The sequence below is a fragment of the Bacillus sp. SN32 genome, from assembly GCF_002837495.1.
GTDB classification, from domain to species: domain Bacteria; phylum Bacillota; class Bacilli; order Bacillales; family Bacillaceae; genus Bacillus; species Bacillus subtilis.
Map to the genome: position 1 here is coordinate 1,397,121 of NZ_PJCT01000001.1, position 24,667 is coordinate 1,421,787.

Here is a 24,667-nt window from a genome sequence, read left to right on the forward strand (position 1 = left end):
TTGTCAAATAAGAGCTCCGCCTTCAGCCTCGCGGGACATTTACCTCTAAGAAATCATATGCCGCCACGCTATTGGGGAAAACGTCAACCGCTTCTTTTTGAAGCTCCAAAGAAGCATCTCCCTGGTATCTTGCGCTGATATGGGTTAAAATGAGCCGCTTCGCCCTTGCTTCTTTCGCTGTTACAGCCGCTTGTTCCGTTGTACTGTGATAATAATCATAAGCAAGTTTACGGTCTTCCTTAGCAAAGGTTGCTTCATGAACAAGCACATCACAATCCCTCGCAAGCTCTTTTAGTTTGTCACTTACTCTCGTATCACCGGAGAACACAACAGATCTTCCCTTTTTGGGAGGCTCCAGAAAATCATTCCCATTGATGATTCGTCCGTCTTCAAGCGTTACCGTTTCGCCTTTTTTGATTTTCTGATATACAGGTCCGGGCGGGATGTTCATTTCTTTTAATACATCAGCCTTCAAGGAACCCGGTACGTCTTTTTCCTGCACACGGTACCCAAAGGCTTCCACTCCATGAATAACAGATACCGCTGTGACAATAAACTGATCGTCCTCAAACACGATTCCTTCTTCAATTTCCTGGATCGCAAGCCGATATGTCAAATGGGTCTTCGTGACGGCAAGGCTTGTTTCAATAAACGCCTTGATCCCTTTAGGTCCGTACACTGTCAGCTCGTCCTCTCCGCCTTGAAAGGAACGGCTCCCCAGAAGCCCCGGAAGTCCGTATACATGATCGCCGTGCATGTGTGTAATAAAGATTTTCTCTATTTTACGAGGTTTAATCGTTGTATGTAAAATTTGATGCTGTGTGGCTTCCCCGCAGTCAAAAAGCCATACCGAACGCCTTTCTTCAAGCAATTTTAATGCCACCGACGTTACATTTCTCGCCTTGGCGGGGATGCCGGCTCCCGTCCCTAAAAAAAGTAATTCCACGTTTCCTTCCTCCTACTAGAACCAGATACCTACAAGAATACAGGATCAAGCGCAAAATGTGAATCTTGCCTCTGAAAAGAACAATCCTTTCGTGCTAGAAACATTTTTTCAGCATTCTGCTTAAAAAAGGGCTTAAATGTTTGCTTTCGTTGAATTTTAGATTTAAAATGAAGGAAATATACGGGGTGTACTAAAATAAAGCTTCGAATAAAGTGAGGTACTTTTAGTGAAAACAAACCAACAACCAAAAGCAGTAATTGTCATATTCGGTGCAACTGGAGATTTAGCAAAACGAAAATTGTATCCGTCTATTCACCGTTTATATCAAAACGGACAAATCGGAGAAGAGTTTGCAGTGGTAGGAGTTGGAAGAAGACCTTGGTCTAATGAGGATCTTCGCCAAACTGTTAAAACATCCATTTCCTCATCTGCAGATAAGCATATAGATGATTTCACGTCTCATTTTTACTATCACCCGTTTGACGTGACAAACCCTGGTTCTTATCAAGAGCTTAACGTATTGCTTAACCAGCTGGAAGATACATATCAAATTCCTAACAACAGAATGTTCTACTTGGCAATGGCTCCTGAATTCTTCGGAACGATTGCAAAAACATTAAAATCAGAGGGTGTAACAGCTACAACCGGCTGGTCCCGCCTTGTCATCGAAAAACCGTTCGGCCATGATCTGCCAAGCGCACAGGCATTGAATAAAGAAATCCGCGAAGCATTTACGGAAGATCAAATTTACAGAATCGACCATTATCTAGGCAAACAAATGGTTCAGAACATTGAAGTGATTCGATTTGCCAATGCGATTTTCGAACCGCTTTGGACAAACCGCTACATTTCAAACATTCAAATCACATCTAGCGAATCACTAGGCGTTGAAGACCGCGCAAGATATTACGAAAAATCAGGCGCCCTTCGCGACATGGTGCAAAACCATATTATGCAGATGGTTGCCCTTCTTGCAATGGAGCCGCCTATCAAATTGAACACAGAAGAAATCCGCAGCGAAAAAGTGAAGGTGCTGAGAGCACTTCGTCCTATTGCAAAAGACGAAGTGGATGAATACTTTGTGCGCGGACAATATCAAGCTGGTGAAATTGACGGTGTACCGGTTCCTGCTTATACAGATGAAGATAATGTCGCTCCTGACTCCAATACAGAAACCTTTGTTGCCGGCAAGCTCTTGATCGACAACTTCAGATGGGCTGGTGTTCCATTCTACATCAGAACCGGAAAACGAATGAAAGAAAAGTCCACAAAAATTGTCGTTCAATTTAAGGACATTCCGATGAACCTGTACTACGGTAATGAAAACAACATGAATCCGAACTTGCTTGTCATTCATATTCAGCCTGACGAAGGCATTACGCTTTACTTAAATGCTAAAAAGCTTGGCGGAGCAGCACACGCACAGCCAATCAAACTCGATTATTGCAGCAATTGCAATGACGAGTTGAACACCCCTGAAGCATATGAAAAACTAATTCACGACTGTCTTCTTGGCGATGCAACAAACTTTGCACACTGGGATGAAGTTGCCCTTTCTTGGAGCTTTGTCGACTCTATTTCTGAAACATGGGCAGCAAACAAAACCTTATCTCCTAACTACGAATCAGGCTCGATGGGACCGAAAGAATCTGATGATCTTTTGGCGAAAGACGGCTTACACTGGTGGAATATATAAGAAAAAAAAGCCGAAAATGCTTGTAAGCATTTTCGGCTTTTTTGCAGTTGCCACAAAGGTATAACAATCTTTTTAATAACAAAACCCCCAAAGCTCTAGAGCTTCGGGGGTTTCTATTGATTACTTCATCCATTCAGTATGGAAGATGCCTTCTTTGTCAGTACGCTCATAAGTATGAGCGCCAAAGTAGTCGCGCTGTGCTTGGATTAAGTTTGCAGGCAGTACGGCTGTGCGGTAGCTGTCATAGTAGGCTAATGCGCTTGAGAATGATGGCACCGGCACACCTTGGGCAACTGCAAGTGAAATCACTTGGCGAAGCGCTCCTTGGTAGCTTTCTACAATATTCTTGAAATAGCTGTCAAGAAGCAGGTTGTCAAGCTCAGGCTCGCGATCGTAAGCTTCTTTGATCTTCTGAAGGAATGCCGCGCGAATGATGCAGCCACCGCGGAAGATCATAGCGATTTCACCATATTTCAGATCCCAGTTGTATTCTTCAGAAGCAGCTTTCATTTGGGCAAATCCTTGCGCGTATGAGCAGATTTTACTCATGAACAACGCTTTTCTGACCGCTTCAATCAGCTCTTCTTTATTTTCTGTAACAGGCTTCACTTCTGGTCCTGAAAGAAGTCCGCTCGCTTTCACACGCTCTTCCTTCATAGCTGAGATAAAACGTGCGAATACAGATTCAGTAATAATCGGAAGCGGAACGCCTAAGTCAAGTGCGCTTTGGCTTGTCCATTTTCCTGTTCCTTTTTGCCCTGCTTTATCAAGAATCACATCAACAAGCGGCTTGCCTGTCTCTTCGTCTTTTTTTGTAAAGATGTCAGCCGTAATCTCAATCAGGTAGCTGTCAAGCTCGCCTTTATTCCATTCAGCGAAAACTTCATGAAGCTCATCAGCAGAAAGGCCCAGCACCTGTTTCAGAATGAAATATGATTCAGAAATCAGCTGCATATCTCCGTATTCAATTCCGTTGTGCACCATTTTTACGTAATGGCCGGCGCCGTCCGGACCGATATATGTCGTACAAGGTTCTCCGTCAACTTTTGCAGAAATGGCTTCAAGAATCGGTTTTACAAGCTCATGTGCTTCTTTTTGTCCGCCAGGCATGATAGAAGGTCCTTTAAGTGCCCCTTCTTCTCCGCCGGAAACGCCTGTTCCGATAAAATGAATGCCGCTTTCAGCGAGTTCTTTGTTACGGCGCTGTGTATCTTTATAGTATGTATTACCGCCGTCAATTAAAATATCATCCTTCTCTAGATGAGGAAGAAGAGATTGAATTGTCGCATCTGTTGCAGTTCCCGCTTTAACCATTAATAAGATTTTGCGCGGTGTTTCCAAGGATTGGACAAATTCTTCAATGCTGTATGTGCCAACAACATTTTTTCCTTTTGCCTCCTGTAAAAACTCCTCAGTTTTACTGCTTGATCTGTTGTAAACAGAAACAGAAAATCCCCGGCTTTCGATATTTAAAGCCAGATTTTTACCCATGACCGCAAGTCCGATAACGCCGATTTGTTGTTTTGACATATTCTAACGTCCCTTCTGCAAACGTTTAATCATTTTAAAATTTAAATTAAAATAAAATGATATTTATAATAAAGAAATTACCATACATTCACCCTTTTTTTCAAGCGATTCAGCTTTTCTTTTCATCATGAAAAAAATCTTTATTAAAGCTTGTTCCCTTTGTTTTGCTCTCCTCTTTTTTTAACGTTGCCCCTTTTCTGATCAGTTTGGTACCGTACTTTTTATTCAGCTTTTCCATCATCTGCTGAATAGGCTCATCCTTCGCATCTTCATTAAAGCTGAACAAATCGAGCTGTTTATAGGCCTGCTCTTTTTCTACTAAATCCGTTCCGGTAATGCCAAGCAGCCTGACAGGATTTTTATTCCAGTGTTTAAAAAAGAGGTGCTCCGCTTCTTTCAAAATGTCATTTTTTTGATCAATCGGGTTTCTCAGCGTGGTGCTTCTTGTGATGGTTTTCCAATCCGCATATCTAATCATAATAAAAAGCTTCGAAGCCATGACTTCCTTGCGCTGTAAACGGGCACTCACAGAAGCAGCAAGCTTTCTAAAGACGCCTAACAGCTCTTCTTCATCACTGGAATCATGGGAAAGTGTCGATGAGTTGCCGACGCTTTTAAATTCGTAAATGCGCTCCGGGTCAACCGGCGCATGGTGAATGCCATTTGCTTTATTTTTAAGGCGCGGACCGTTTATGCCAAGCAGGCGTTTCAGGGAGTGTTCATCAGCTGCAGCTAGCTCTCCGATTGTATGGATGCCGAGTCCCTTCAGTTTTTCCGCTGTCTTTTTGCCGACTCCGTGCATCTCTCCAACAGGAAGCGGCCACAGGATATCAGGCACTTGCCTCTTTCTTAAAATCGTAATTCCAAGCGGTTTTTTCATATCAGACGCCATTTTAGCGAGAAATTTATTCGGTGCGATCCCTATGCTTGACGGGAGCAGCAGCTCTTTTTGCAGCCTGCTTTGGATTTCTTTTGCCGTCTCTAGCGCGCGGCTGCTGTATGGTGTATCGGTCATGTCCATATAGCCTTCGTCGATGGAGACAGGCTCTACTAGGTCAGTATATTCACGGAGAATGGTAAACATCGCTCGTGAAGAGTTTCTATAGCGGTCAAAGTTCGGCGGAAGAACGATGAGCTCAGGGCAATGGCGCTTCGCTTGCCAAACCGGCATCGTTGTTTTGACGCCGCGCGCTCTTGCTTCGTAGCTGCATGTTACCACAATGCCCTTTCGCTCCTTTACGTTTCCGGCAACTGCGACCGGCTTTCCCCGGAGAGCCGGATCATATGCCATTTCAACCGACGCATAAAAGCTATTCATATCAATATGGAAAATAATTCGGCTCTTTCCCGGCATAAACAAATCTCCTTTTCGGTCATTAGACAACAGCTTGTACATATAGTAAAATGAAGCTATTGAATGGATGTGATGACAATGTTTGTGGAATCGATAAATGACGTTTTATTCTTAGTCGATTTTTTCACAATTATTCTTCCTGCTCTAACGGCAATCGGGATTGCATTTCTCTTACGAGAGTGCCGTGCGGGCGAGCAATGGAAATCAAAACGAACAGATGAACATCAGACGGTCTTTCACATTAACCGAACAGACTTTCTTATTATTATATATCATCGCATTACAACTTGGATACGTAAAGTCTTCCGCATGAATTCGCCTGTGAACGATGAGGAAGACGCCGGTTCTCTTCTTTTATAAACCGCATTTATAAAAAGGAGGAGAACAAAATTGTTAAAAACATATCAAAAACTTTTGGCTATGGGTATCTTTTTGATCGTATTATGCTCGGGCAATGCTGCATTTGCAGCGACTAATCAGGTGGGAGGCCTCAGCAACGTAGGTTTTTTCCACGATTATTTAATCGAACCGTTTTCCGCTCTGCTTAAGGGTGTTGCCGGGCTGTTTCACGGAGAATACGGACTCTCTATTATCCTCGTAACCATTATTGTGCGTATGGTTGTACTGCCTTTGTTTGTTAATCAGTTCAAAAAACAGCGCGTGTTCCAAGAGAAAATGGCCGTTATTAAACCTCAGGTTGACAGCATTCAGGCCAAATTGAAAAAAACGAAGGACCCTGAAAAACAAAAAGAGCTGCAAATGGAAATGATGAAGCTGTATCAAGAGAACAACGTCAATCCGCTTGCTATGGGATGCCTCCCAATGCTGATTCAGTTTCCTATTGTGATTGGGTTTTATTACGCGATTCGCTCTACACCTGAAATTGCGTCACACTCGTTTTTATGGTTCAGTTTAGGACAATCTGACATTCTCGTGTCTCTTAGCGCGGGAGCAATGTACTTTATCCAGGCCTATGTCGCTCAAAAACTGAGCGCGAAATATTCCGCTGTCCCGCAAAACCCTGCGGCACAGCAATCCGCAAAATTGATGGTGTTCATCTTCCCTGTGATGATGACGATTTTCTCGCTTAATGTTCCGGCAGCCCTTCCGCTGTACTGGTTTACAAGCGGACTGTTTTTGACAGTGCAAAACATCGTCCTTCAGATGACGCATCATAAAAGTAAAAAAACAGCCGCTCTTACTGAGTCTGTGAAATAAAAAAGCAACCCCGCGCGAAAAGCCGGGGTTGTTTTTTTGTTACTTGCAAAGCATACCGCACCAAACAGTCTTGTTTATCATGGCTGAAGCAGAAATGGCTATCCTAAAAAAACAGCCGTACCGTTTAAAAAGAAGGAGATCGGGAATACCTTTACTCACCTCCATATGAAAGGAGCATGTACGTTGACGGAACGCTTTCAGCAAAAAAATATTTCTGTACCTGAAGGAATCTGGATTATGAGACAAACCTGGAATGATGTCTTATTTGCCCACTGGCCTGTTGATGTTTCTATCCTTCGCGCTTTGGTACCGTCCGTTTTAGAATTAGATACATATAACGGGCAAGCTTGGATCAGCATGCTTCCCTTTATGCTCACGAACCTGAGGGCGCGTTATCTTCCTGCCATTCCCGGTGCGCGTGCATTTCCTGAGCTTAACCTCCGCACCTATGTCACGTATAAAGGCAAGCCCGGCATTTATTTTTTTAGCTTAGATGCCGATCATCGGCTGGCCGTCCTTGGCGCTCGCACATTCTTTCATCTGCCTTATTTTTACGCGGATATGAAAGCCGAAAAAAACGGTGATGGCATTGACTATGTCAGCAAGCGGAAAGATGACAAAGAAGCAGCATTCCACGCCGCATACCGGCCCATTTCAGCTCCTTTTACAGCAGAAAAGGATTCGCTCGATTACTGGCTGACAGAACGGTATAGACTCTATACTACCAATCAAAACAAACTCTATTACGAAGACATCCATCATCATCCATGGCTGCTGCAAAACGCTGAAGCGGAAATTTCAGTCAATACGGTGACTGATGCTCACGGCATTACATTGCCAAAGTCAGACCCCTTGCTTCATTACGCTAAAAAACAGGACGTGTTATTTTGGCCGCTTAGGAAATGGAGCTAAAAAAACCCGATGCGGGAAATCGCACTCGGGTTTTCTTTTTTTATTTTGCCGCCTCTTCAATAATGGCAACAACCATTTCTGCCGTTTTAACGAGCTCTTCGATCGGCATTTTTTCATTTTTTGTATGGATTTGCTCATAACCGACAGCAAGATTGACCGTCGGGATGCCATGACCAGCGATTACGTTCGCGTCGCTTCCGCCGCCGCTCGTTTGCAGCTCGCTTGGACGTCCGATTTTAGCAGCCGCTTTTTTCGCGATTTCAACAACTTGGTCGCCGTCTTGATATTTAAAGCCCGGATACATAACCTCAATTTCGACTTCTGCGCGTCCGCCCATATCAGCAGCTGCCTCTTCAAAAGCAGCTTTCATTTTTTGAACCTGAGCTTCCATTTTCTCAGGAACTAAAGAGCGCGCTTCAGCAAGAATATGAACTTCGTCGCACACAATGTTTGTTTGTGTGCCGCCTTCAAACCGGCCGATATTAGCTGTTGTTTCTTCATCGATACGGCCCAATGGCATTTTTGAAATGGCTTTGCTAGCGATTGTAATCGCTGAAATGCCTTTTTCAGGTTCAACCCCGGCGTGCGCGGTTTTCCCGAAAATTGCCGCTCTTACCTTCGCCTGTGTCGGCGCGGCCACAATAATATTTCCGACTTTTCCGTCTGAATCAAGAGCATAGCCGTAGGATGCAGTGATCATAGAACGGTCAAGAGCCTTCGCTCCGATCAGACCCGATTCTTCCCCTACTGTGATGATGAATTCAATCGTGCCGTGTTCAATGTTTTCTTCTTTCAGCACCTTAATCGCCTCAAACATTGCAGCCAGCCCCGCTTTATCATCAGCGCCTAAAATCGTCGTGCCGTCAGTTTTGACGTAACCGTTCTCTACAACTGGTTTTACGCCGTTTCCGGGTACAACTGTGTCCATATGAGATGTAAAATAGATCGTATCTGTTTGTTTTGTCCCTTTTAGCGTGCAAATCAGGTTACCGGCTCCGTGGCCCGTGATATCCATTGTATCGTCTTCTTTAACGTCCACACCTAAATCAGAAAATTTTCGTTTCAGCACTTTGCAGATTTCAGCTTCGTGCTTTGTTTCTGAGTCAATTTGGACAAGCTCTAAAAATTCTTCCAGCAGGCGTTTTTCATTCACCATTTGTAAGTCCCTCCATATTAAAGCGGTATGTTACCGTGCTTTTTTTTCGGTCTCTCTTCTGTCTTATGTGCAAGCATATGAAAAGCTTGAATCAGTCTTCCCCTTGATTCTTCCGGCAAAATGATGTCATCGACCATTCCACAAGCGGCCGCTTTGTATGGGCCGGCGTTTTGCTTTTTGTATTCAGCTGTTTTTTCGCGTTTCGTCTTTTGCGGGTCAGCTGAAGCTTTGATTTCCTTTTCATACAAAATCGATGCCGCACCTTCTGGACCCATCACTGCGATTTCAGCATTCGGCCATGCAAACACAAGGTCCGCTCCGATCGCTTTGCTGTTCATGGCCACATAGGCGCCGCCGTACGCTTTTCTAATGATGAGTGTGACTTTTGGGACAGTCGCTTCAGCATAAGCAAACAATAATTTTGCTCCATGCCTGATGATTCCGTTGTGCTCTTGCTGAATACCCGGCAGAAACCCCGGGACATCTTCGACAGTCAACAGCGGGATATCAAATGCGTCACAAAAACGGATGAACCTTGCTGCTTTATCAGCAGCGTCAATCGTCAGGCTTCCCGCCAGATGCTTCGGCTGGCTCGCCACGATGCCGATTGCTTTTTCTCCCAGCCTTGCAAACCCAATGACAATGTTCTTCGCAAAAAATGGCTGAATCTCAAAAAAAGACTGCGGGTCGGCCAGCTCCCTGATCACCTTCCGAACATCATAAGGCTTTGTCGTGTCAGCAGGGACAAGACGGTTTAATAACGGTCTGGACGCCTCTTTCTCTGGCTTCGGCTCTGTTGTCCGGCCATTCAGCGGCAAATAAGACAGCAGTTTTCTCACCCCTGTCAGAACCTCCTTCTCCGTATGTCCGGAAAAGTGCGCGTTTCCGCTGACGGCATTATGTATCCCCGCTCCGCCTAAGCTCTCCGCATCAACCTGTTCCCCTGTCACTTTTTCAATCACCTTCGGGCCGGTAATAAACATCCGGCCGGTCTGTTCAGCCATAAATATAAAATCTGTGAGTGCCGGAGAATATACAGCGCCTCCAGCGCACGGCCCTAAAATAACCGATATTTGCGGAATGACTCCGGAATATAAGACGTTTCGGTAAAATATGTGACCGTATCCATCTAATGATACCACACCCTCTTGAATTCTCGCACCACCTGAGTCATTCAGCCCGATAATCGGCGCCTTATTTTTTGCTGCCAGATCCATCAAAGCGCAGATTTTCCTGGCATGGGTTTCGCCAAGCGCCCCTCCGAACACTGTGAAGTCTTGCGCAAATACATAAACTGAGCGGCCGTCAATTGTGCCGTACCCTGTCACGACCCCATCCCCTAACATGCGCTGTTCTCTTGTTAACACTTGACTTTCCATGAAGGGGTGTAATTCGATAAAGCTGTCCTGATCTAGAAGAAATATGATCCTTTCCCGAGCAGTGAGCTTGCCCTTTTGCCGCTGCTGAGCCAGCTTTTCCTGTCCTCCGCCTTCTTCTGCCTGCTTGCGTTTCGTGTATAAATGATCCATATGCTCATTCATGTTCATTGTGTTGGTCTCCTTTCGGTTCACAAAGCTCTACAAGAACACCGTTTGTTTCCCGAGGGGAAATAAACGCGATCTTTTTCCCGTTCGCCCCCTGTCTTGGATACCTGTCAATCAATTGAACATGCCGGTCAGACAATGCTTGAAGCTGTTCAGATAGGCCGTTGCACAAAAACGCAATATGATGCAGTCCCTGCCCTTTCTTCTCCAAAAATAAACGGACGGGGCTGTCAGCTGTCAACGGCTCTATCAGCTCAAGTTTGACGCTACCAGCTTGAAAAAAAGCAACATTCACCTTTTGCTCTTCAACCGTTTCTTGATGAAGAAATGCAAGCCCCAATACATTTTCATAAAAGCTTCTTGCATCTTTTATCGAAAAAACGGCTATCCCGATATGGTCAAGCCTGTTCATTTGCATCCCTGCTTTCGCTAATAGATATCGCTTGTCCGCCCATTCAAAACACGCTAAAATATAGACAGATTGTTTAAGGAGTGAAAATCATGTCTCAAAAACTGATGAAAAGCGTTTTGATCGTGATTTTGGGAGTTTTTATTCTTTCAACTGTACTCTCAGGAATCGTCATGTTTTTATAACGATAAAAAAGCAGGCGCCTTATTCAATGGGAATATCCTGCTTTTTTATCAGAGCTTTATGCTCGATGGCAATCTCCTCAAAAGAGCGGTTGTCGTCCGTGATCAGCACTCTCGTTCCTACTGGTATCGTTTGAAACAAATGAACGACCTCATCGTTATGCATACGTATACAGCCGTTAGACACAAATTTCCCTACTGATTCCTCTCGGTTTGTCCCATGAATTCCATAAATCCGCCCGTCCGTTCCTTTCGCGTCAAATCCGATCCATCTGGCCCCAAGCGGGTTGTCAGGAGATCCCCCTTCAATATTTTTCTTTCTGTAGTAAGGATTTTCCGCTTTTACCGTTACCGAAAACTCTCCTTCAGGCGTCAAATCATCTGTTTTTCCAGTCGCCACACTATACACGCCTTCTACTTTGTTGTCGAGGATAACAGCAAGTTCATTTGTTCGCTTGTTGACAATAACATATGGATCACCCGGCAGCGGATTTTCGCCGAGAGGCCAAATCGGTGAAATCATCATAAAAATCGAACATAAGAAAAAACGCATAAGCTCCTCCTTTTTCATTAGGTTGACCAATGAAGGAAGAGCTCATGCGAATCATCCGAGTGATTTTTGCGCTTTTATTCCTTTAAAATAACTTTTAATCACTAAATATTGTTCCATTTCGCCGAGAAGGTGGAAGAGAGCGGCCCTCGCTTCAAATTCCTCTCTAGTCGCCGGAAGCGGCATCTCCTCAAATTCTTTTCTCATGTCAGCAAGTCTTTTCAGAAATTTGTACGCTGTATTCCCAGGGTGTATCGCCTCCCGCAAATCATGAATAAATTCAGCGATCATTTTTCCCTGATCTACCGTGATGGAGATCGATGTCACTTTAGGGAGAAGGCGTTCGATAATTTCAAATTGCTTTTCTCTCATTTTAAAATAATGATAATGCAGATTTTCGTAACGCAAAATGTGGTTTTGCACATCTCGATATGCCAGGTTTTTAGCCTCCGTAATGAGCTGGTGCGTTTCCGGAATTTCTTTTCCTGACCAATCTTGCTCACCAGTTAACAAATACCGTTCGATTTCTGCAAAAATGACAGCAAAGTTATCCTCTATCTTTTTGCGGTAGGCAATCAGTTTCCGATCAAGACTAGGCATATACAAGTTCATCAATAGAGCGACGCCGATGCCAACCGTAATCAGCTGAACTTCATTCCAGATGAAAGCAAGCGTAATGCCGCCGGACATGTATAAATGAAGGATAATAACGGAACTGGTGACGATACCCTCGTTAATTTTTAACAGAACCGTTATCGGAATGAATATCAAAAGAAGCGCTCCGATCACAAACGGGTGGTAGCCAATAAGCTCGAAAAAGAGATAAGAAAAAACAATTGCCAGACAGCATGCCGCAAAGCGGGCCCATGAGGCCTGAAGCGACCGTTTTTGTGTGATTTGTATGCACAAAATGGTGATGATTCCTGCTGATGCGAAGTTTTGCAAATGCAATAACTGGCTTATATAAATAGCCAAAGCTGTTCCAAGCGCGGTCTTTATTGTGCGGTAACCAATTTTAAACATGTCGGACTCCATTTCTATTTGTTTCTTCAATAAAAAAGAAGAGGCGGCCAGCCTTCTTCTTTTTTATATTCTATAATATTTTCTCTAAAAAGTCCTGCGCTCTTTTGGATTTTGGCGACATAAAAAATTCCTTCGGATTGCCGTCTTCGACAATCATTCCTTGGTCCATAAACAGCACACGGTCTGCCACTTCTTTTGCGAAGCCCATTTCATGTGTGACAATCACCATGGTCATGCCGGTTTCGACCAGCTCTTTCATCACCTGTAGCACTTCTTTGACCATCTCTGGATCAAGGGCGGAGGTCGGCTCGTCAAACAGCATGATGTCCGGATTCATCGCAAGAGCCCTGGCAATCGCGACACGCTGTTTTTGTCCGCCAGACAAACGGTTTGGATAGTCATTTCGCTTTTCAAACAAACCGACTTTGCGGAGCAGGTCCTCAGCTTTCTCCTGTGCAGCCTGTTTTGATTCTTTTTTCACATTGACAGGCGCGTACATGATGTTTTCGAGAACTGTTTTGTGCGGAAAGAGATGAAAATGCTGAAAAACCATCCCGATGTTTTCCCGGACCTTTAATGTGTTGGTTTTCGGCTTCGTAATCTCTGTGTCTTTTATTGTAATGGTTCCGCCGTTAGGCTTTTCCAACAGGTTTAAACAGCGTAGGAACGTTGATTTGCCTGAGCCTGAAGGACCGATCACGGCAACAACCTCACCCTCAGCGATTGTTGTTGAAATGTTTTTTAATACTTCGTGTTTCCCAAATGATTTTGACAGCTTTTCAACCTTAATCATTGGATTTCAGCTTCCTTTCTACAGCCTTGCCGATAAACGTTAAAATCAGGACAAGCACATAATAAATCAATCCCGCGATAATGAGCGGCTCAAGGTAATTGTAAGTGGCGGCGCCAGCTTGATATGCGCGTCTCATGACATCACCAAGCCCGATGACGGTGACGATCGCCGATTCTTTTGTTAACGTAATTAATTCATTCACAATTGCAGGTGATATATTTTTGAAGGCCTGCGGCAGCAGCAGATCCTTCATCATTTTTCCATACGGGACACCGAGTGCAACAGCAGCTTCTTTTTGCCCTTTATCAATAGCATTGATTCCCGCTCTGATAATTTCCGATACATAAGCGGCGGAATTCAAAGACAATGCGACAACCGCAGCCCAAAACTGGTCAATTTGAAATCCGAGCAGCTGAGGAAGGCCAAAATAGACAATCATAAGCTGCAGCACTAAAGGCGTGCCTCGGAACACTGATGTATAAAAATCAGCGATCCAGATAAACGGGCGGAATATGCTGATCTTGCATAAGCTTAGCACAATACCGAGTATAAGTCCGATAATAGCAGATACAACAACAATTTTTAATGTAATTGCCAAGCCTTCTAATATAAAAGGAATTTGGGGGATCGTTGCTGAAAAATCCAAATTCATAGCCTTTGTCTCCTTTTCTTACAGGAAAAAAGATTTCCTATTCAATAAAAAGGCTCAACGAAAAAGTTGAGCCGCTTTTTTACTTCTCGCCAGTGAACCATTTTTTCTTCAATTTCTCAAGCTCTCCGTTATCTTCCATTTCCTTGAGCGCTTTATTGAATTTGTCTGTCAGTTCACTGTCCTTTCTAAAAGCAATTGCTGAACCGGCTTCTTCCGCTTTCGCATCAGGAATCACAAAGCCTTGCAGGTCATCATTTGATTTGAAATACCCTTCTGCAACAATGTCTTCAATAATCGCGGCATCGAAGCGGTCAGATTTGATTTCCTGCACCAAATCAGAAATTCTGTTGCGGTCTTCTGTTTTAAAACCATATTCCGGAGAAAGCTCTTTCCCCTTCTCTTCCTGAATAGAGCCAAGCTGAACGCCAACTGTTTTTCCTTTCAGGTCTTTCAAAGATTGAATGCCGCTGTCTTTTTTGCTGACAATCATATGGTTCGCTGTGTAATACACATCGGAAAAATCAACTTGTTTTTTACGCTCAGGCGTTGGTGTCATTCCTGACAAAACGAGATCCACCTGTTTTGATTTAAGCGCTGTAATTAAGCTGTTGAAGTCCATATCCTGCACTTCAATTTCATAGCCTGCCTTCTTTGCCAGAGCTTTTGCCAACTCTACATCAAAGCCGACAATATTATCGCCTTCTTTATATTCAAACGGTTTGTAATCCGCCGAAGTACCCATAATTAATTTTTTCTTGCCGCCTTCTGAACCTGAATTGCTTGAGCTGCAAGCAGATAATGCAAAGGTAATGCAGGCAGCTACAAGTAATAAGAGCCATTTTTTCATGATCCATTTCCCCCGTATTCATTACTTTTGGTGTATTTGAATATTTATTCGTTAATTTGTATTTTAAACAGTTTCTTATTTTTATGCAATACTATTTTTAAAAATTATCTTCAAGCTTATCTTTCCAGTGATCTCTTTTTGATATTACTAGATAAAAATAAAATCACTGTACAATCCGATTGAATAATCCCTTAATATTTATTCATATACCCTTGGAAATTTATGCACAAAAAAACCCGGGCCGCTTGGGCATCCGGGTTGTTCGTCTTATACTTCTTCACAATATTCTTCAAAGGCTTCCTGCAGCTTTGCCACTACAGCCATCGGCTCGTGGCCTTCAATTTCATGGCGCTCTACCATTTTCATGATCTTTCCGTCTTTCAAAATCGCAAAGGACGGAGAAGATGGCGGATAACCTTCAAAATAGTCACGCGCACGCGCTGTCGCTTCTTTATCCTGTCCGGCAAAAACGGTGACGAGCTGATCAGGTCTTTTATCATAGTGAACGGAATGGTAGGCTGCCGGTCTTGCAATTCCTCCGGCGCATCCGCAAACAGAGTTTACCATGACGAGCGTCGTTCCTTTTTTCGTAAGTGCCTCATCCACCTCTTCGGCTGTTTTAAGCTCGGTGTATCCGGCAGCTGTTATTTCTTGTCTCGCTTGGCGGACAATATCATTCATAAATAAATTAAAGTCCATGTTCAATGAAGACCTCTCCTTTTTCATCATCTGTTCTTATGATAGCAAGGAAACGTCCATATCGGCAAATGACTTTGCTTCGCCGTGCACTTTTTTTGCTCTTCGTTTACTGCTTACAGAAAAAGGGGATTATATAACCAGAAGTAAAATAAAGGAGCAGTTGTATATGAGCCACCGGAAAGCGTTACTGATTCATAACGGAAATGCCGGCAACAAAAATATAGAAAAAGCACTTGGTGCTGTGGTGCCGGTTTTATCTCACCATTTAGATGAGGTGATTATTAAGCAGACAAAGAAAAAGGATGATGCGTATCATTTTTGCCAATCCATTGATGATTCTGTCGACACCGTCTTCATTCTCGGCGGCGACGGCACGATCCATCAATGCATAAATGCTATCAGCGCTCTAGAAAGAAAACCCGCGGTCGGAATTTTGCCCGGCGGCACGTGCAACGACTTTTCAAGAGTGCTTGGCATCCCTCAAAATCTTGCAAAGGCCGCGGAAGCACTTATGGCAGGAAAAAAAACCAGCGTAGACGTATGTCAGATGAATGACCGTTATTTTTTGAATTTCTGGGGGATCGGCTTAATTGCAGAAACGTCGAATCAAATCAACGAAACGGAAAAAGCATTATTGGGAAAAATCAGCTATTTTACAAGTGCCTTGCGAACCGTCTCATCCGCTGCATCGTTTCCGATGACATTAAAAATTGATGGAGAAGAAATTAAAGAAGAAGCCGTTATGCTGCTTGTGATGAATGGCCAATACATTGGAACGAATCGAATTCCTCTGCCCGATGCCAGTATTGAAGACGGCTTACTTGATGTTCTCATATGCCGCAACACCAACCTCACCGCGCTGCGGGAGCTGATGAGCATGGAACAGGGCTCAATTGATCGTTTTACCGGAGAGCTGTCCTATGTCCAGGCCTCCCGTATCGAGATTGAAACAGACACTGCCAAAAAGGCGGATATGGATGGAGAAGTTTATACACATACACCCGCAGTCATTCAGGTCCTGCCGCAGCATATCGACATGCTTGTTCCCGCAAATGAATAACTGTCATAAGGCTTTAGAAAGATTTTGCAAATCCGTTGACTCTCCCCCAGGAGGAGGTCTTACAGTATAAGGGATACACACTTGAAAAAGGGGAAGTCATATGGAGAAGAAAAATATTACCTTAACTATATTATTAACCAATTTATTTATTGCTTTTTTGGGGATCGGGCTTGTGATTCCAGTAACGCCGACCATTATGAATGAATTGCATTTATCAGGGACTGCGGTCGGCTATATGGTTGCCTGCTTCGCTATTACACAGCTCATTGTCTCACCAATAGCCGGACGATGGGTTGATCGCTTCGGGCGCAAGATCATGATCGTGATCGGCCTATTGTTCTTTAGTGTGTCGGAGTTTTTATTCGGCATTGGAAAAACAGTTGAGATGTTATTTATCTCCCGTATGCTGGGCGGTATCAGCGCAGCCTTCATTATGCCTGGGGTCACGGCTTTTATCGCAGATATCACGACCATTAAAACACGGCCGAAAGCGCTCGGTTATATGTCAGCCGCTATTTCAACAGGATTTATTATCGGTCCCGGCATCGGGGGATTTTTAGCAGAAGTCCATTCCCGGCTGCCTTTTTTCTTTGCGGCAGCTTTTGCACTGTTAGCAGCCATTTTATCAATCCTCACGCTGCGCGAGCCGGAACGAAACCCTGAAAATCAGGAAATAAAAGGACAGAAGACAGGCTTTAAACGGATTTTTGCCCCCATGTATTTCATAGCTTTTCTCATTATCTTAATTTCGTCTTTTGGTTTAGCATCATTTGAATCTTTATTTGCATTATTCGTGGATCATAAATTCGGTTTTACGGCCAGCGACATTGCCATTATGATTACAGGAGGAGCGATTGTTGGCGCCATTACGCAAGTCGTCTTATTCGACCGCTTCACAAGATGGTTTGGTGAAATCCATTTAATTCGGTACAGCTTAATTCTCTCGACGAGTCTGGTATTCTTGCTGACAACGGTAAATTCATATGTTGCGATTCTGCTGGTGACAGTCACCGTATTTGTCGGATTTGATCTCATGCGGCCTGCGGTAACGACTTACCTGTCAAAGATTGCGGGAAATGAACAGGGGTTTGCCGGCGGTATGAATTCAATGTTTACAAGTATCGGCAATGTATTCGGGCCTATTATCGGCGGAATGCTGTTCGATATAGATGTAAACTATCCTTTCTACTTTGCAACGGTCACCTTAGCCATAGGGATTGCACTGACCATTGCTTGGAAAGCGCCTGCACATCTTAAAGCCAGCACGTGATAAGAAGCGCATTCTTTGTGTACTGCAAAGAATGCGCTTCTTCTTTATACTGATGATAGAAGGAGTGATGGCATGAAGGAATCGTATTACTCAATTGGGGAAGTATCAAAACTGGCAAACGTGTCGATAAAAGCGCTCCGTTATTACGATAAAATTGATTTATTTAAACCAGCCTACGTCGACCCGGATACCAGCTACCGCTATTATACAGATTCTCAGCTCATTCATCTGGATTTGATCAAATCATTGAAATATATCGGCACACCTTTAGAAGAGATGAAAAAAGCACAGGACTTAGAGATGGAAGAACTGTTTGCTTTTTATACCGAGCAGGAGAGGCAAATCAAGGAGAAATTAGACTTTTTATCAGCACTGGAGCAAACCATTTCATTGGTGAAAAAGCGGATGAAACGGCAGATGGAATATCCCGCGCTCGGTGAGGTTTTTGTTTTAGATGAAGAAGAAATACGGATTATTCAGACAGAGGCAGAAGGAATCGGGCCTGAAAACGTGCTCAACGCCTCCTACAGCAAATTAAAAAAATTTATCGAGTCAGCAGATGGATTTACGAACAATAGCTACGGCGCTACTTTCTCTTTTCAGCCCTACACCAGCATTGATGAAATGACTTACCGTCATATTTTCACTCCTGTATTGACGAATAAACAGATTTCATCAATTACGCCGGATATGGAAATCACAACAATCCCTAAAGGGAGGTATGCGTGTATCGCGTATAATTTTTCGCCTGAACATTATTTTCTCAACTTACAGAAGCTTATCAAATATATCGCAGACCGCCAATTAACAGTTGTCAGTGATGTATACGAGTTAATCATACCGATTCATTACTCCCCGAAAAAACAAGAAGAATATCGAGTCGAAATGAAAATACGGATCGCTGAATAATAAAGCATAGAAAAAGAGCATTTTTTGAAACAAAACTTCAAAAAATGCTCTTTTTGCTTATTTAGTAAACAGATGTCTTCTCGTCAATCGATTCTAAAATTTGTTTCACACGTCCCAGGAATCGTCCGCACACGAGACCGTCAAGCACTCTGTGATCTAAGGACAGACACAGATTAACCATGTCTCTGACAGCAATCATGCCATTCTCCATGACAACCGGGCGTTTGACGATGGATTCTACTTGAAGAATCGCAGCCTGAGGGTAGTTGATAATGCCCATCGACTGAACAGACCCGAACGAACCTGTGTTGTTGACGGTAAACGTGCCTCCCTGCATGTCATCTGCAGTGAGTTTTTCGTCTCTTACTTTTTTAGCTAGGCCGGTAATGTCTTTCGCAATGCCTTTAATTGTTTTTTCATCAGCGTTTTTAATCACCGGTACAAATAAAGAATCCTCTGTGGCAACTGCAATTGAAATATTGATATCCTTCTTCTGAATAATTTTGTCCCCCGCCCACATGCTATTCATTTGCGGGAATTCTTTTAACGCCTGAGCGACCGCTTTTACAAAAAAGGCGAAGAACGTTAAATTAAAGCCCTCTGTCTTCTTAAAGGAATCTTTTATACTGTTGCGATATGCAACCATATTTGTGACGTCGACTTCCATCATCGTCCAAGCATGCGGAATTTCTGTTTTGCTTCGCTTCATATTGGAAGCAATTGCTTTTCTTACACCTGTGACAGGGATTTCTTTATCACCGGCTGCAGACGCAGGATATGACGTCTCTTCTTTTGGCTCAGGTTTTGATGCAGACTTCGGTGCAGGAGCTGCTGTTTTCGGCTCCTCAGCCTTCTGTTCTTGCGCGCCGCCTGTTTCAATTAAGCGCTGAATATCTTTTCGTGTGATGCGCCCGCCGGCACCTGTTCCTGTTACTTGTTCAAGATCAATGCCGTGCTCTCCTGCCAAACGGAGTACAGCTGGCGAGTAGCGCTTTTTATTGGGCTGATCAGCTGCTTCGGCACTTTTTGCAGCAGGCGTCTCAGCGGCTTCTGAAGCAGCTGGCTGTTCTTGTTTTTGTTCAGCCGGATTCGCGACTTCTGTTTCAATTTTGCAAATCACTTCTCCGACTTGCAAGGTTTGGCCTTCTTCTCCCACAAGCTCTGTTATCGTACCAGTAAAAGAAGACGGAACCTCTGCATTTACCTTATCTGTCATGACTTCCGCGATTGGATCGTATTTGTTCACTTTATCACCGGGGGCGACAAGCCATTTGCTGATCGTCCCCTCTGTTACGCTTTCTCCAAGCTGCGGCATCGTCATTTGTTCAATTGCCATGATTTTATCCTCCCTTACGTCTTTAAAACTCCGCTAATTCTCTCATCGCCGCTTCCACTTTATCAGGATTGACCATAAAGTATTTTTCCATTGTCGGCGCATAAGGCATAGCCGGAATATCAGGACCTGCAAGCCGTTTGATTGGCGCGTCTAAGTCGAACAGACAATGCTCGGATATAATTGCGGCTACTTCGCTCATGATGCTGCCTTCTTTTGTATCTTCTGTGACCAAAAGAACCTTTCCAGTTTTGGACGCAGCTTCGATGATGGCTTCTTTATCAAGCGGGTAAACTGTTCTTAAATCCACCACATGCGCTGAAATGCCATCTTTTTCGAGACGTTCTGCAGCTTGTAAGGCGAAGTGGACACACAGACCGTATGTGATCACTGTGATGTCGTCGCCTTCCCTTTTTACGTCCGCCTTGCCGATTGGCAGGACATAATCATCAGCCGGAACCTCGCCCTTTATCAGACGGTATGCCCGCTTGTGCTCAAAAAACAGCACGGGGTCTTCGTCACGAACTGCGGCTTTTAAAAGCCCTTTCGCGTCATATGGTGTTGATGGCATGACAATTTTCAGTCCGGGCTGGTTGGCGAAAATTGCTTCGACTGATTGAGAATGATACAGGGCTCCGTGCACGCCTCCGCCGTATGGCGCTCTGACGACAATCGGACAGCTCCAGTCATTGTTGCTGCGGTAGCGGATTTTAGCCGCTTCAGAAATAATTTGGTTGACTGCCGGCATAATGAAATCAGCAAACTGCATTTCAGCAATCGGTCTCATTCCGTACATTGCCGCTCCGATACCGACTCCTGCGATCGCAGATTCAGCAAGCGGCGTATCCATAACGCGCTCTTCCCCAAATTTTTCATAGAGTCCGGATGTCGCTTTAAACACACCGCCTTTTCTTCCTACATCTTCCCCAAGGACGAAAACGCGAGAATCTCGTTCCATTTCTTCTTTCATCGCCAAATTGATTGCATCAATATATGACATTACTGACATTTGTTCTTCCTCCCTACTTCGCATACACATAATCAAGCGCTGACTCAGGAGCTGCATATGGGGCGTTCTCCGCTTCATCCGTCGCTTCATTTACGATTGCCATAATTTCATCCAGCATGGTTTGTTCTATCTCATCGGACAGCAGGCCTGTTTCCTTTAAGTAAGCTTGATAAGTAAGCAGGGGATCACTTTTTTTCGCTTCCTCTACTTCTTCACGGCCTCTGTAGCTGCTGTCATCGTCATCACTGGAATGTGGTGTAAGGCGGTAAGAAATCGTTTCAATTAATGTCGGGCCTTCTCCTCTGCGTGCCCTTTCGCGTGCTTCTTTAACCGCTTGATAAACTTCCAGCGGATCATTTCCATTCACAGTTACGCCAGGCATCCCATAGCCTATGGCACGGTCGGAAATGTTCTCACATGCGACTTGCTTATCGTAAGGCACTGAGATTGCGTATTTGTTGTTTTCACACATGAAAATAACCGGCAGCTTATGGACAGCGGCAAAGTTCGCCCCTTCATGGAAATCGCCTTGGTTTGAAGACCCTTCCCCAAATGTAACAAAGGCTGCGATATCCTTTTTCTCCATACGTCCCGCAAGCGCAATACCGACTGCGTGCGGCACTTGCGTTGTAACCGGAGATGATCCCGTCACAATGCGGTTTTTCTTTTGTCCGAAATGTCCCGGCATCTGGCGGCCTCCTGAGTTCGGATCTGCTGCTTTTGCAAACCCGGACATCATTAAGTCCTTTGCTGTCATGCCAAACGCGAGCACGACACCCATGTCTCTGTAGTACGGCAATACATAATCCATTTCACGGTCAAGTGCGAAAGCCGCTCCTACCTGTGCTGCTTCCTGTCCTTGACAAGAGATTACAAATGGAATTTTGCCAGAACGGTTTAACAGCCACATTCTTTCATCGATTTTTCTTGCTAACAGCATGGTTCTATACATATCAACGGCTTCCTGATCAGTCAGCCCTAGTGCTTGATGTCGGTTTGTACTCATTCAAGCCCCTCCTTTATGCTTTTAAAAATGAATGGCTTTGCCATCTGCGGCAAGCGCTGCTTCTCCAATTGCTTCAGAAAGCGTTGGATGCGGGTGAATCGTTTGCCCGACCTCCCACGGCGTTGCGTCCAGCACTTTGGCAAGACCCGCTTCAGAAATCATGTCGGTGACATGCGGGCCGATCATATGAACGCCGAGAATATCATCTGTATCTCGGTCAGCCACGATTTTGACAAAACCGTCGCTTTCACCGTATACAAGCGCTTTTCCAATCGCCATAAATGGGAACTTGCCGATTTTGACATTATGCCCGTTCGCCTTTGCTTCGTCTTCGGTTAAGCCGACACTGGCAGCTTCAGGGCTTGAGTAAATGCACTTCGGCACAAGCGTCGGATCAAGCGGATGCGGATTGAGACCTGCAAAATGCTCAACAGCAATAATTCCCTCATGTGAAGCAACATGAGCTAACTGCAGGCCACCGATTACGTCTCCGATTGCATAAATATGAGATTCCTTCGTTTGGCAGCTTTCATTGACTGAAATCATGCCATTTTCAGTAACAATATCGGTGTTCTCTAGGCCGATGCCTTCGATATTTGCCTGTCTGCCGATGGAAACAAGCATTTTCTCAGCAGAGTAGGTAACGGTTTCTCCGTCTTTTTCCGCTTGTATGCTGATATCGTCTGATGTTTTTGTCATTGTGTCAGGCAGCACTTTTGCCCCTGTTATGAACTGGATGCCTTTTTTCTTAAGAAGACTTTCCATTTCTTTTGAAATCTCTAGATCTTCAGTCGGCAATATGCGATCCGCGTATTCAATAACCGTTACCTTCACGCCAAAATCATGAAGCATAGACGCCCATTCGATACCGATAACCCCTCCGCCGACAATGATGATTGATTGTGGCAGCTCCTCCATTTGGAGCGCCTCATCTGAAGTCAGTACAGACTTACCGTCCGCTTCAAGACCCGGAAGCATTCTCGGTCTTGATCCTGTTGCAATGATCACTTGTTTCGGTATCAGCATGTCATTTTCTTCACCATTTCCCCGCTCAACAGAAATTGTTCCCGGCAGCGGAGAGAAGATTGACGGTCCAAGGATACGTCCATATCCGGTGTACACGTCAATTTTTCCTTTTTTCATTAAATGATTTACACCCGCTGCAAGCTTATCAACAACGGCTTGCTTACGCTGCTGCACTTTTTCAAAGTTGAGGGACACGCCAGCCGTTTCCACTCCGAATTGATCGGCTTCACGAGCTGTCCGGTATACCTCTGCGCTTCTAAGCAGCGCTTTACTCGGGATACAGCCTTTATGCAGACATGTTCCCCCGAGTTTTTCCTTTTCCACAACGGCTGTTTTTAAGCCGAGCTGAGCGGCTCTGATGGCCGCAACATAACCGCCGGTACCGCCGCCCAGAATGACTACGTCATACTCAGTTGCCATGGTGACTCACTCCTGTCTGTCTATTCAATACGATATTGTTTGGATTGCTCTTCGCCCTGCAATACTCTGAGCGCCCCTTGGGCAAGAGACTGCAGTTCATTTTCACCCGGATAGACTAAAACGTCTGAAATCCAATCTATGTATGATCTGATAGCAGAAACAAAACTTTTTCCGTACGCAAGGCCTCCCGTCAGCACAATCGCTTCAACTTCGCCTTTTAACGCCGCGCTGGCTGCCCCGATTTCCTTTGCTACCTGATATGCCATGGCATCATAAATGAAGCGGGCTTTTTCATCGCCCCCTTGAATCATCTGTTCCACTTTTACTGCATCATTTGTACCGAGATAGCCTAAAAGTCCGCCGGTGCCAACAAGCTTTTTCATGATTTCTTCTTTTGTATATTCCCCTGAAAAACATAGATCAACAAGATCTCCCGCAGGCACTGTTCCTGCTCGTTCAGGACTGAATGGTCCCTCGCCGTGCAGGCCGTTATTGACATCCACCACTCGCCCGCGGTCATGGACGCCAATTGTAATACCTCCGCCCATATGGGTAATAATCATTTTCATGTTCTCATATCGTTTGCCAAGAGAGGCTGCCGCTTTACGAGCGACAGCTTTTTGGTTTAACGCATGGAAAATGCTTTTCCGTTCAATTTCAGGCATGCCTGAAACTTTCGCAAGCACTGACATTTCGTCTACGACAACAGGGTCGACGATATACGAAGGGATATTCAGGCCGTCAGCGATTTCCCGCGCGATAATGCCGCCGAGATTAGAAGCATGCTGACCGGCGTAGCCGCTTTTCAAATCCTCAATCATCTCATCATTCACTACGTAGGTCCCGCCTTCAATTGGCCGGAGAAGGCCGCCTCTTGCGCAGACTGCATCAAACTTTGAAATATTGATTCCCTGTTCATGAAGCGTTTCGAGAATATGGTTTTTACGAAATTCATACTGATCAATAATTCGGTCAAATCGCTGCAGCTCTTCTATGTTGTGTCTCAATGTTTTTTCAAAAATGCTTCTTTCGTTATGAAAAACACCGATTTTCGTTGAAGTTGAGCCTGGATTAATTGTGAGAATGCGTTTTTCGTCATGTAGCACTTTCATAACCTCCAGAT

Annotated in this window: 25 protein-coding genes; 8 read left to right on the forward strand and 17 right to left on the reverse strand. The window is 44.5% G+C overall.

All coding sequences use genetic code 11. The annotated features are described in order from the left end of the window. Positions 1 to 22: 22 nt before the first annotated feature. Positions 23 to 946, reverse strand: a complete 924-nt coding sequence (rnz, locus tag CW370_RS07175) for a ribonuclease Z (protein WP_024571719.1) — start codon at positions 944 to 946, stop codon at positions 23 to 25. Positions 947 to 1,172: 226 nt separating this feature from the next. Here rnz and zwf point away from each other — a divergent pair, with 226 nt between their 5' ends. Continuing rightward, positions 1,173 to 2,642 carry a glucose-6-phosphate dehydrogenase gene (gene zwf / locus CW370_RS07180; protein ID WP_014114310.1) on the forward strand — a complete coding sequence of 490 codons (1,470 nt, stop codon included), beginning with the start codon at positions 1,173 to 1,175 and terminating at the stop codon, positions 2,640 to 2,642. A 120-nt stretch (positions 2,643 to 2,762) separates the two neighbouring features. Here zwf and gndA read toward each other — a convergent pair whose 3' ends face one another. Together gndA and CW370_RS07190 are read right to left on the reverse strand one after the other, a co-directional pair. After that, positions 2,763 to 4,172, reverse strand: a complete 1,410-nt coding sequence (gene gndA / locus CW370_RS07185) for an NADP-dependent phosphogluconate dehydrogenase (RefSeq protein ID WP_003230365.1) — start codon at positions 4,170 to 4,172, stop codon at positions 2,763 to 2,765. 109 nt (positions 4,173 to 4,281) lie between these two features. Further along, positions 4,282 to 5,526 carry a DNA polymerase IV gene (locus CW370_RS07190; protein WP_024571720.1) on the reverse strand — a complete coding sequence of 415 codons (1,245 nt, stop codon included), beginning with the start codon at positions 5,524 to 5,526 and terminating at the stop codon, positions 4,282 to 4,284. Between the two features lie 72 nt (positions 5,527 to 5,598). Between CW370_RS07190 and mifM the strand changes: the two genes are divergently transcribed. The 3 genes from mifM (at position 5,599) to CW370_RS07205 (ending at position 7,656) form a co-directional block, all read left to right on the forward strand. Then, positions 5,599 to 5,886 (forward strand): membrane protein insertion/folding monitor MifM, encoded by a 288-nt coding sequence (gene mifM, locus CW370_RS07195; RefSeq protein WP_010886563.1) that lies wholly within the window; start codon positions 5,599 to 5,601, stop codon positions 5,884 to 5,886. A 30-nt stretch (positions 5,887 to 5,916) separates the two neighbouring features. Next, entirely contained in the window at positions 5,917 to 6,744 is an 828-nt protein-coding gene (locus CW370_RS07200; RefSeq protein WP_024571721.1) for a membrane protein insertase YidC, read from the forward strand. 183 nt (positions 6,745 to 6,927) lie between these two features. Continuing rightward, the gene (locus CW370_RS07205; RefSeq protein WP_024571722.1) at positions 6,928 to 7,656 is read left to right on the forward strand and encodes a YqjF family protein; all 729 of its coding nucleotides are present in this window, start codon (positions 6,928 to 6,930) and stop codon (positions 7,654 to 7,656) included. A 40-nt stretch (positions 7,657 to 7,696) separates the two neighbouring features. Here CW370_RS07205 and CW370_RS07210 read toward each other — a convergent pair whose 3' ends face one another. Genes CW370_RS07210 through mce form a run of 3 tightly spaced genes read right to left on the reverse strand, consistent with a single transcriptional unit; the run spans position 7,697 to position 10,768 of the window. Next, a complete protein-coding gene (locus tag CW370_RS07210) occupies positions 7,697 to 8,812 on the reverse strand; it encodes a tripeptidase T (protein WP_003230352.1) in 1,116 nt (371 codons plus the stop codon). A gap of 17 nt (positions 8,813 to 8,829) precedes the next feature. Next, complete coding sequence (locus CW370_RS07215; RefSeq protein WP_080262591.1) at positions 8,830 to 10,353, reverse strand: acyl-CoA carboxylase subunit beta; 1,524 nt, start codon at positions 10,351 to 10,353, stop codon at positions 8,830 to 8,832. After that, positions 10,346 to 10,768 carry a methylmalonyl-CoA epimerase gene (gene mce, locus CW370_RS07220; protein ID WP_014477275.1) on the reverse strand — a complete coding sequence of 141 codons (423 nt, stop codon included), beginning with the start codon at positions 10,766 to 10,768 and terminating at the stop codon, positions 10,346 to 10,348. Before mce ends, CW370_RS07215 begins: the two co-directional genes overlap by 8 nt. Positions 10,769 to 10,857: 89 nt before the next feature. On the opposite strand from mce, the gene prli42 reads away from it, so the two are divergent. Beyond that, a complete protein-coding gene (gene prli42, locus CW370_RS21220; RefSeq protein WP_003226489.1) occupies positions 10,858 to 10,950 on the forward strand; it encodes a stressosome-associated protein Prli42 in 93 nt (30 codons plus the stop codon). A 19-nt stretch (positions 10,951 to 10,969) separates the two neighbouring features. Here prli42 and CW370_RS07225 read toward each other — a convergent pair whose 3' ends face one another. The 6 genes from CW370_RS07225 to brxB form a co-directional block, all read right to left on the reverse strand. After that, positions 10,970 to 11,500, reverse strand: coding sequence for a L,D-transpeptidase (locus CW370_RS07225; protein WP_004398604.1), 531 nt, complete (start codon positions 11,498 to 11,500; stop codon positions 10,970 to 10,972). A 51-nt stretch (positions 11,501 to 11,551) separates the two neighbouring features. Further along, on the reverse strand, positions 11,552 to 12,520 hold the full coding sequence (locus CW370_RS07230) for an aromatic acid exporter family protein (RefSeq protein WP_014480207.1): 969 nt from the start codon (positions 12,518 to 12,520) through the stop codon (positions 11,552 to 11,554). Positions 12,521 to 12,590: 70 nt separating this feature from the next. Further along, complete coding sequence (gene artR / locus CW370_RS07235; RefSeq protein WP_004398740.1) at positions 12,591 to 13,313, reverse strand: arginine ABC transporter ATP-binding protein ArtR; 723 nt, start codon at positions 13,311 to 13,313, stop codon at positions 12,591 to 12,593. Further along, positions 13,306 to 13,965 (reverse strand): arginine ABC transporter permease ArtQ, encoded by a 660-nt coding sequence (artQ, locus tag CW370_RS07240; RefSeq protein WP_024571724.1) that lies wholly within the window; start codon positions 13,963 to 13,965, stop codon positions 13,306 to 13,308. Before artQ ends, artR begins: the two co-directional genes overlap by 8 nt. 79 nt (positions 13,966 to 14,044) lie before the next feature. Further along, positions 14,045 to 14,812 carry an arginine ABC transporter substrate-binding protein ArtP gene (artP, locus tag CW370_RS07245; RefSeq protein WP_024571725.1) on the reverse strand — a complete coding sequence of 256 codons (768 nt, stop codon included), beginning with the start codon at positions 14,810 to 14,812 and terminating at the stop codon, positions 14,045 to 14,047. Between the two features lie 267 nt (positions 14,813 to 15,079). Beyond that, positions 15,080 to 15,517 (reverse strand): bacilliredoxin BrxB, encoded by a 438-nt coding sequence (gene brxB / locus CW370_RS07250; protein ID WP_003226477.1) that lies wholly within the window; start codon positions 15,515 to 15,517, stop codon positions 15,080 to 15,082. 160 nt (positions 15,518 to 15,677) lie between these two features. Between brxB and CW370_RS07255 the strand changes: the two genes are divergently transcribed. From CW370_RS07255 to bmrR, 3 genes are all read left to right on the forward strand, one after another. Next, positions 15,678 to 16,571, forward strand: coding sequence for a diacylglycerol kinase family lipid kinase (locus CW370_RS07255; protein ID WP_029317938.1), 894 nt, complete (start codon positions 15,678 to 15,680; stop codon positions 16,569 to 16,571). A gap of 100 nt (positions 16,572 to 16,671) precedes the next feature. After that, complete coding sequence (gene bmr, locus CW370_RS07260; RefSeq protein ID WP_024573463.1) at positions 16,672 to 17,841, forward strand: multidrug efflux MFS transporter Bmr; 1,170 nt, start codon at positions 16,672 to 16,674, stop codon at positions 17,839 to 17,841. A gap of 72 nt (positions 17,842 to 17,913) precedes the next feature. Continuing rightward, positions 17,914 to 18,750, forward strand: a complete 837-nt coding sequence (gene bmrR / locus CW370_RS07265; protein ID WP_024573464.1) for a multidrug efflux transcriptional regulator BmrR — start codon at positions 17,914 to 17,916, stop codon at positions 18,748 to 18,750. Between the two features lie 61 nt (positions 18,751 to 18,811). Here the strand turns inward: bmrR and bfmBB are convergent, their stop codons facing one another. Genes bfmBB through buk form a run of 5 tightly spaced genes read right to left on the reverse strand, consistent with a single transcriptional unit; the run spans position 18,812 to position 24,656 of the window. Beyond that, positions 18,812 to 20,086 (reverse strand): branched-chain alpha-keto dehydrogenase complex dihydrolipoyllysine-residue (2-methylpropanoyl)transferase, encoded by a 1,275-nt coding sequence (gene bfmBB, locus CW370_RS07270; protein ID WP_024573465.1) that lies wholly within the window; start codon positions 20,084 to 20,086, stop codon positions 18,812 to 18,814. A 22-nt stretch (positions 20,087 to 20,108) separates the two neighbouring features. Then, positions 20,109 to 21,092, reverse strand: coding sequence for a 3-methyl-2-oxobutanoate dehydrogenase subunit beta (gene bfmBAB, locus CW370_RS07275; RefSeq protein ID WP_024573466.1), 984 nt, complete (start codon positions 21,090 to 21,092; stop codon positions 20,109 to 20,111). 13 nt (positions 21,093 to 21,105) lie between these two features. Then, on the reverse strand, positions 21,106 to 22,098 hold the full coding sequence (gene bfmBAA, locus CW370_RS07280; RefSeq protein WP_004398565.1) for a 3-methyl-2-oxobutanoate dehydrogenase subunit alpha: 993 nt from the start codon (positions 22,096 to 22,098) through the stop codon (positions 21,106 to 21,108). Between the two features lie 21 nt (positions 22,099 to 22,119). Beyond that, positions 22,120 to 23,544: a dihydrolipoyl dehydrogenase gene (gene lpdA, locus CW370_RS07285; protein ID WP_015384052.1), complete on the reverse strand. Its 1,425-nt coding sequence runs from the start codon at positions 23,542 to 23,544 to the stop codon at positions 22,120 to 22,122. A gap of 20 nt (positions 23,545 to 23,564) precedes the next feature. Further along, complete coding sequence (buk, locus tag CW370_RS07290) at positions 23,565 to 24,656, reverse strand: butyrate kinase (RefSeq protein WP_003230311.1); 1,092 nt, start codon at positions 24,654 to 24,656, stop codon at positions 23,565 to 23,567. Positions 24,657 to 24,667 lie beyond the last annotated feature (11 nt).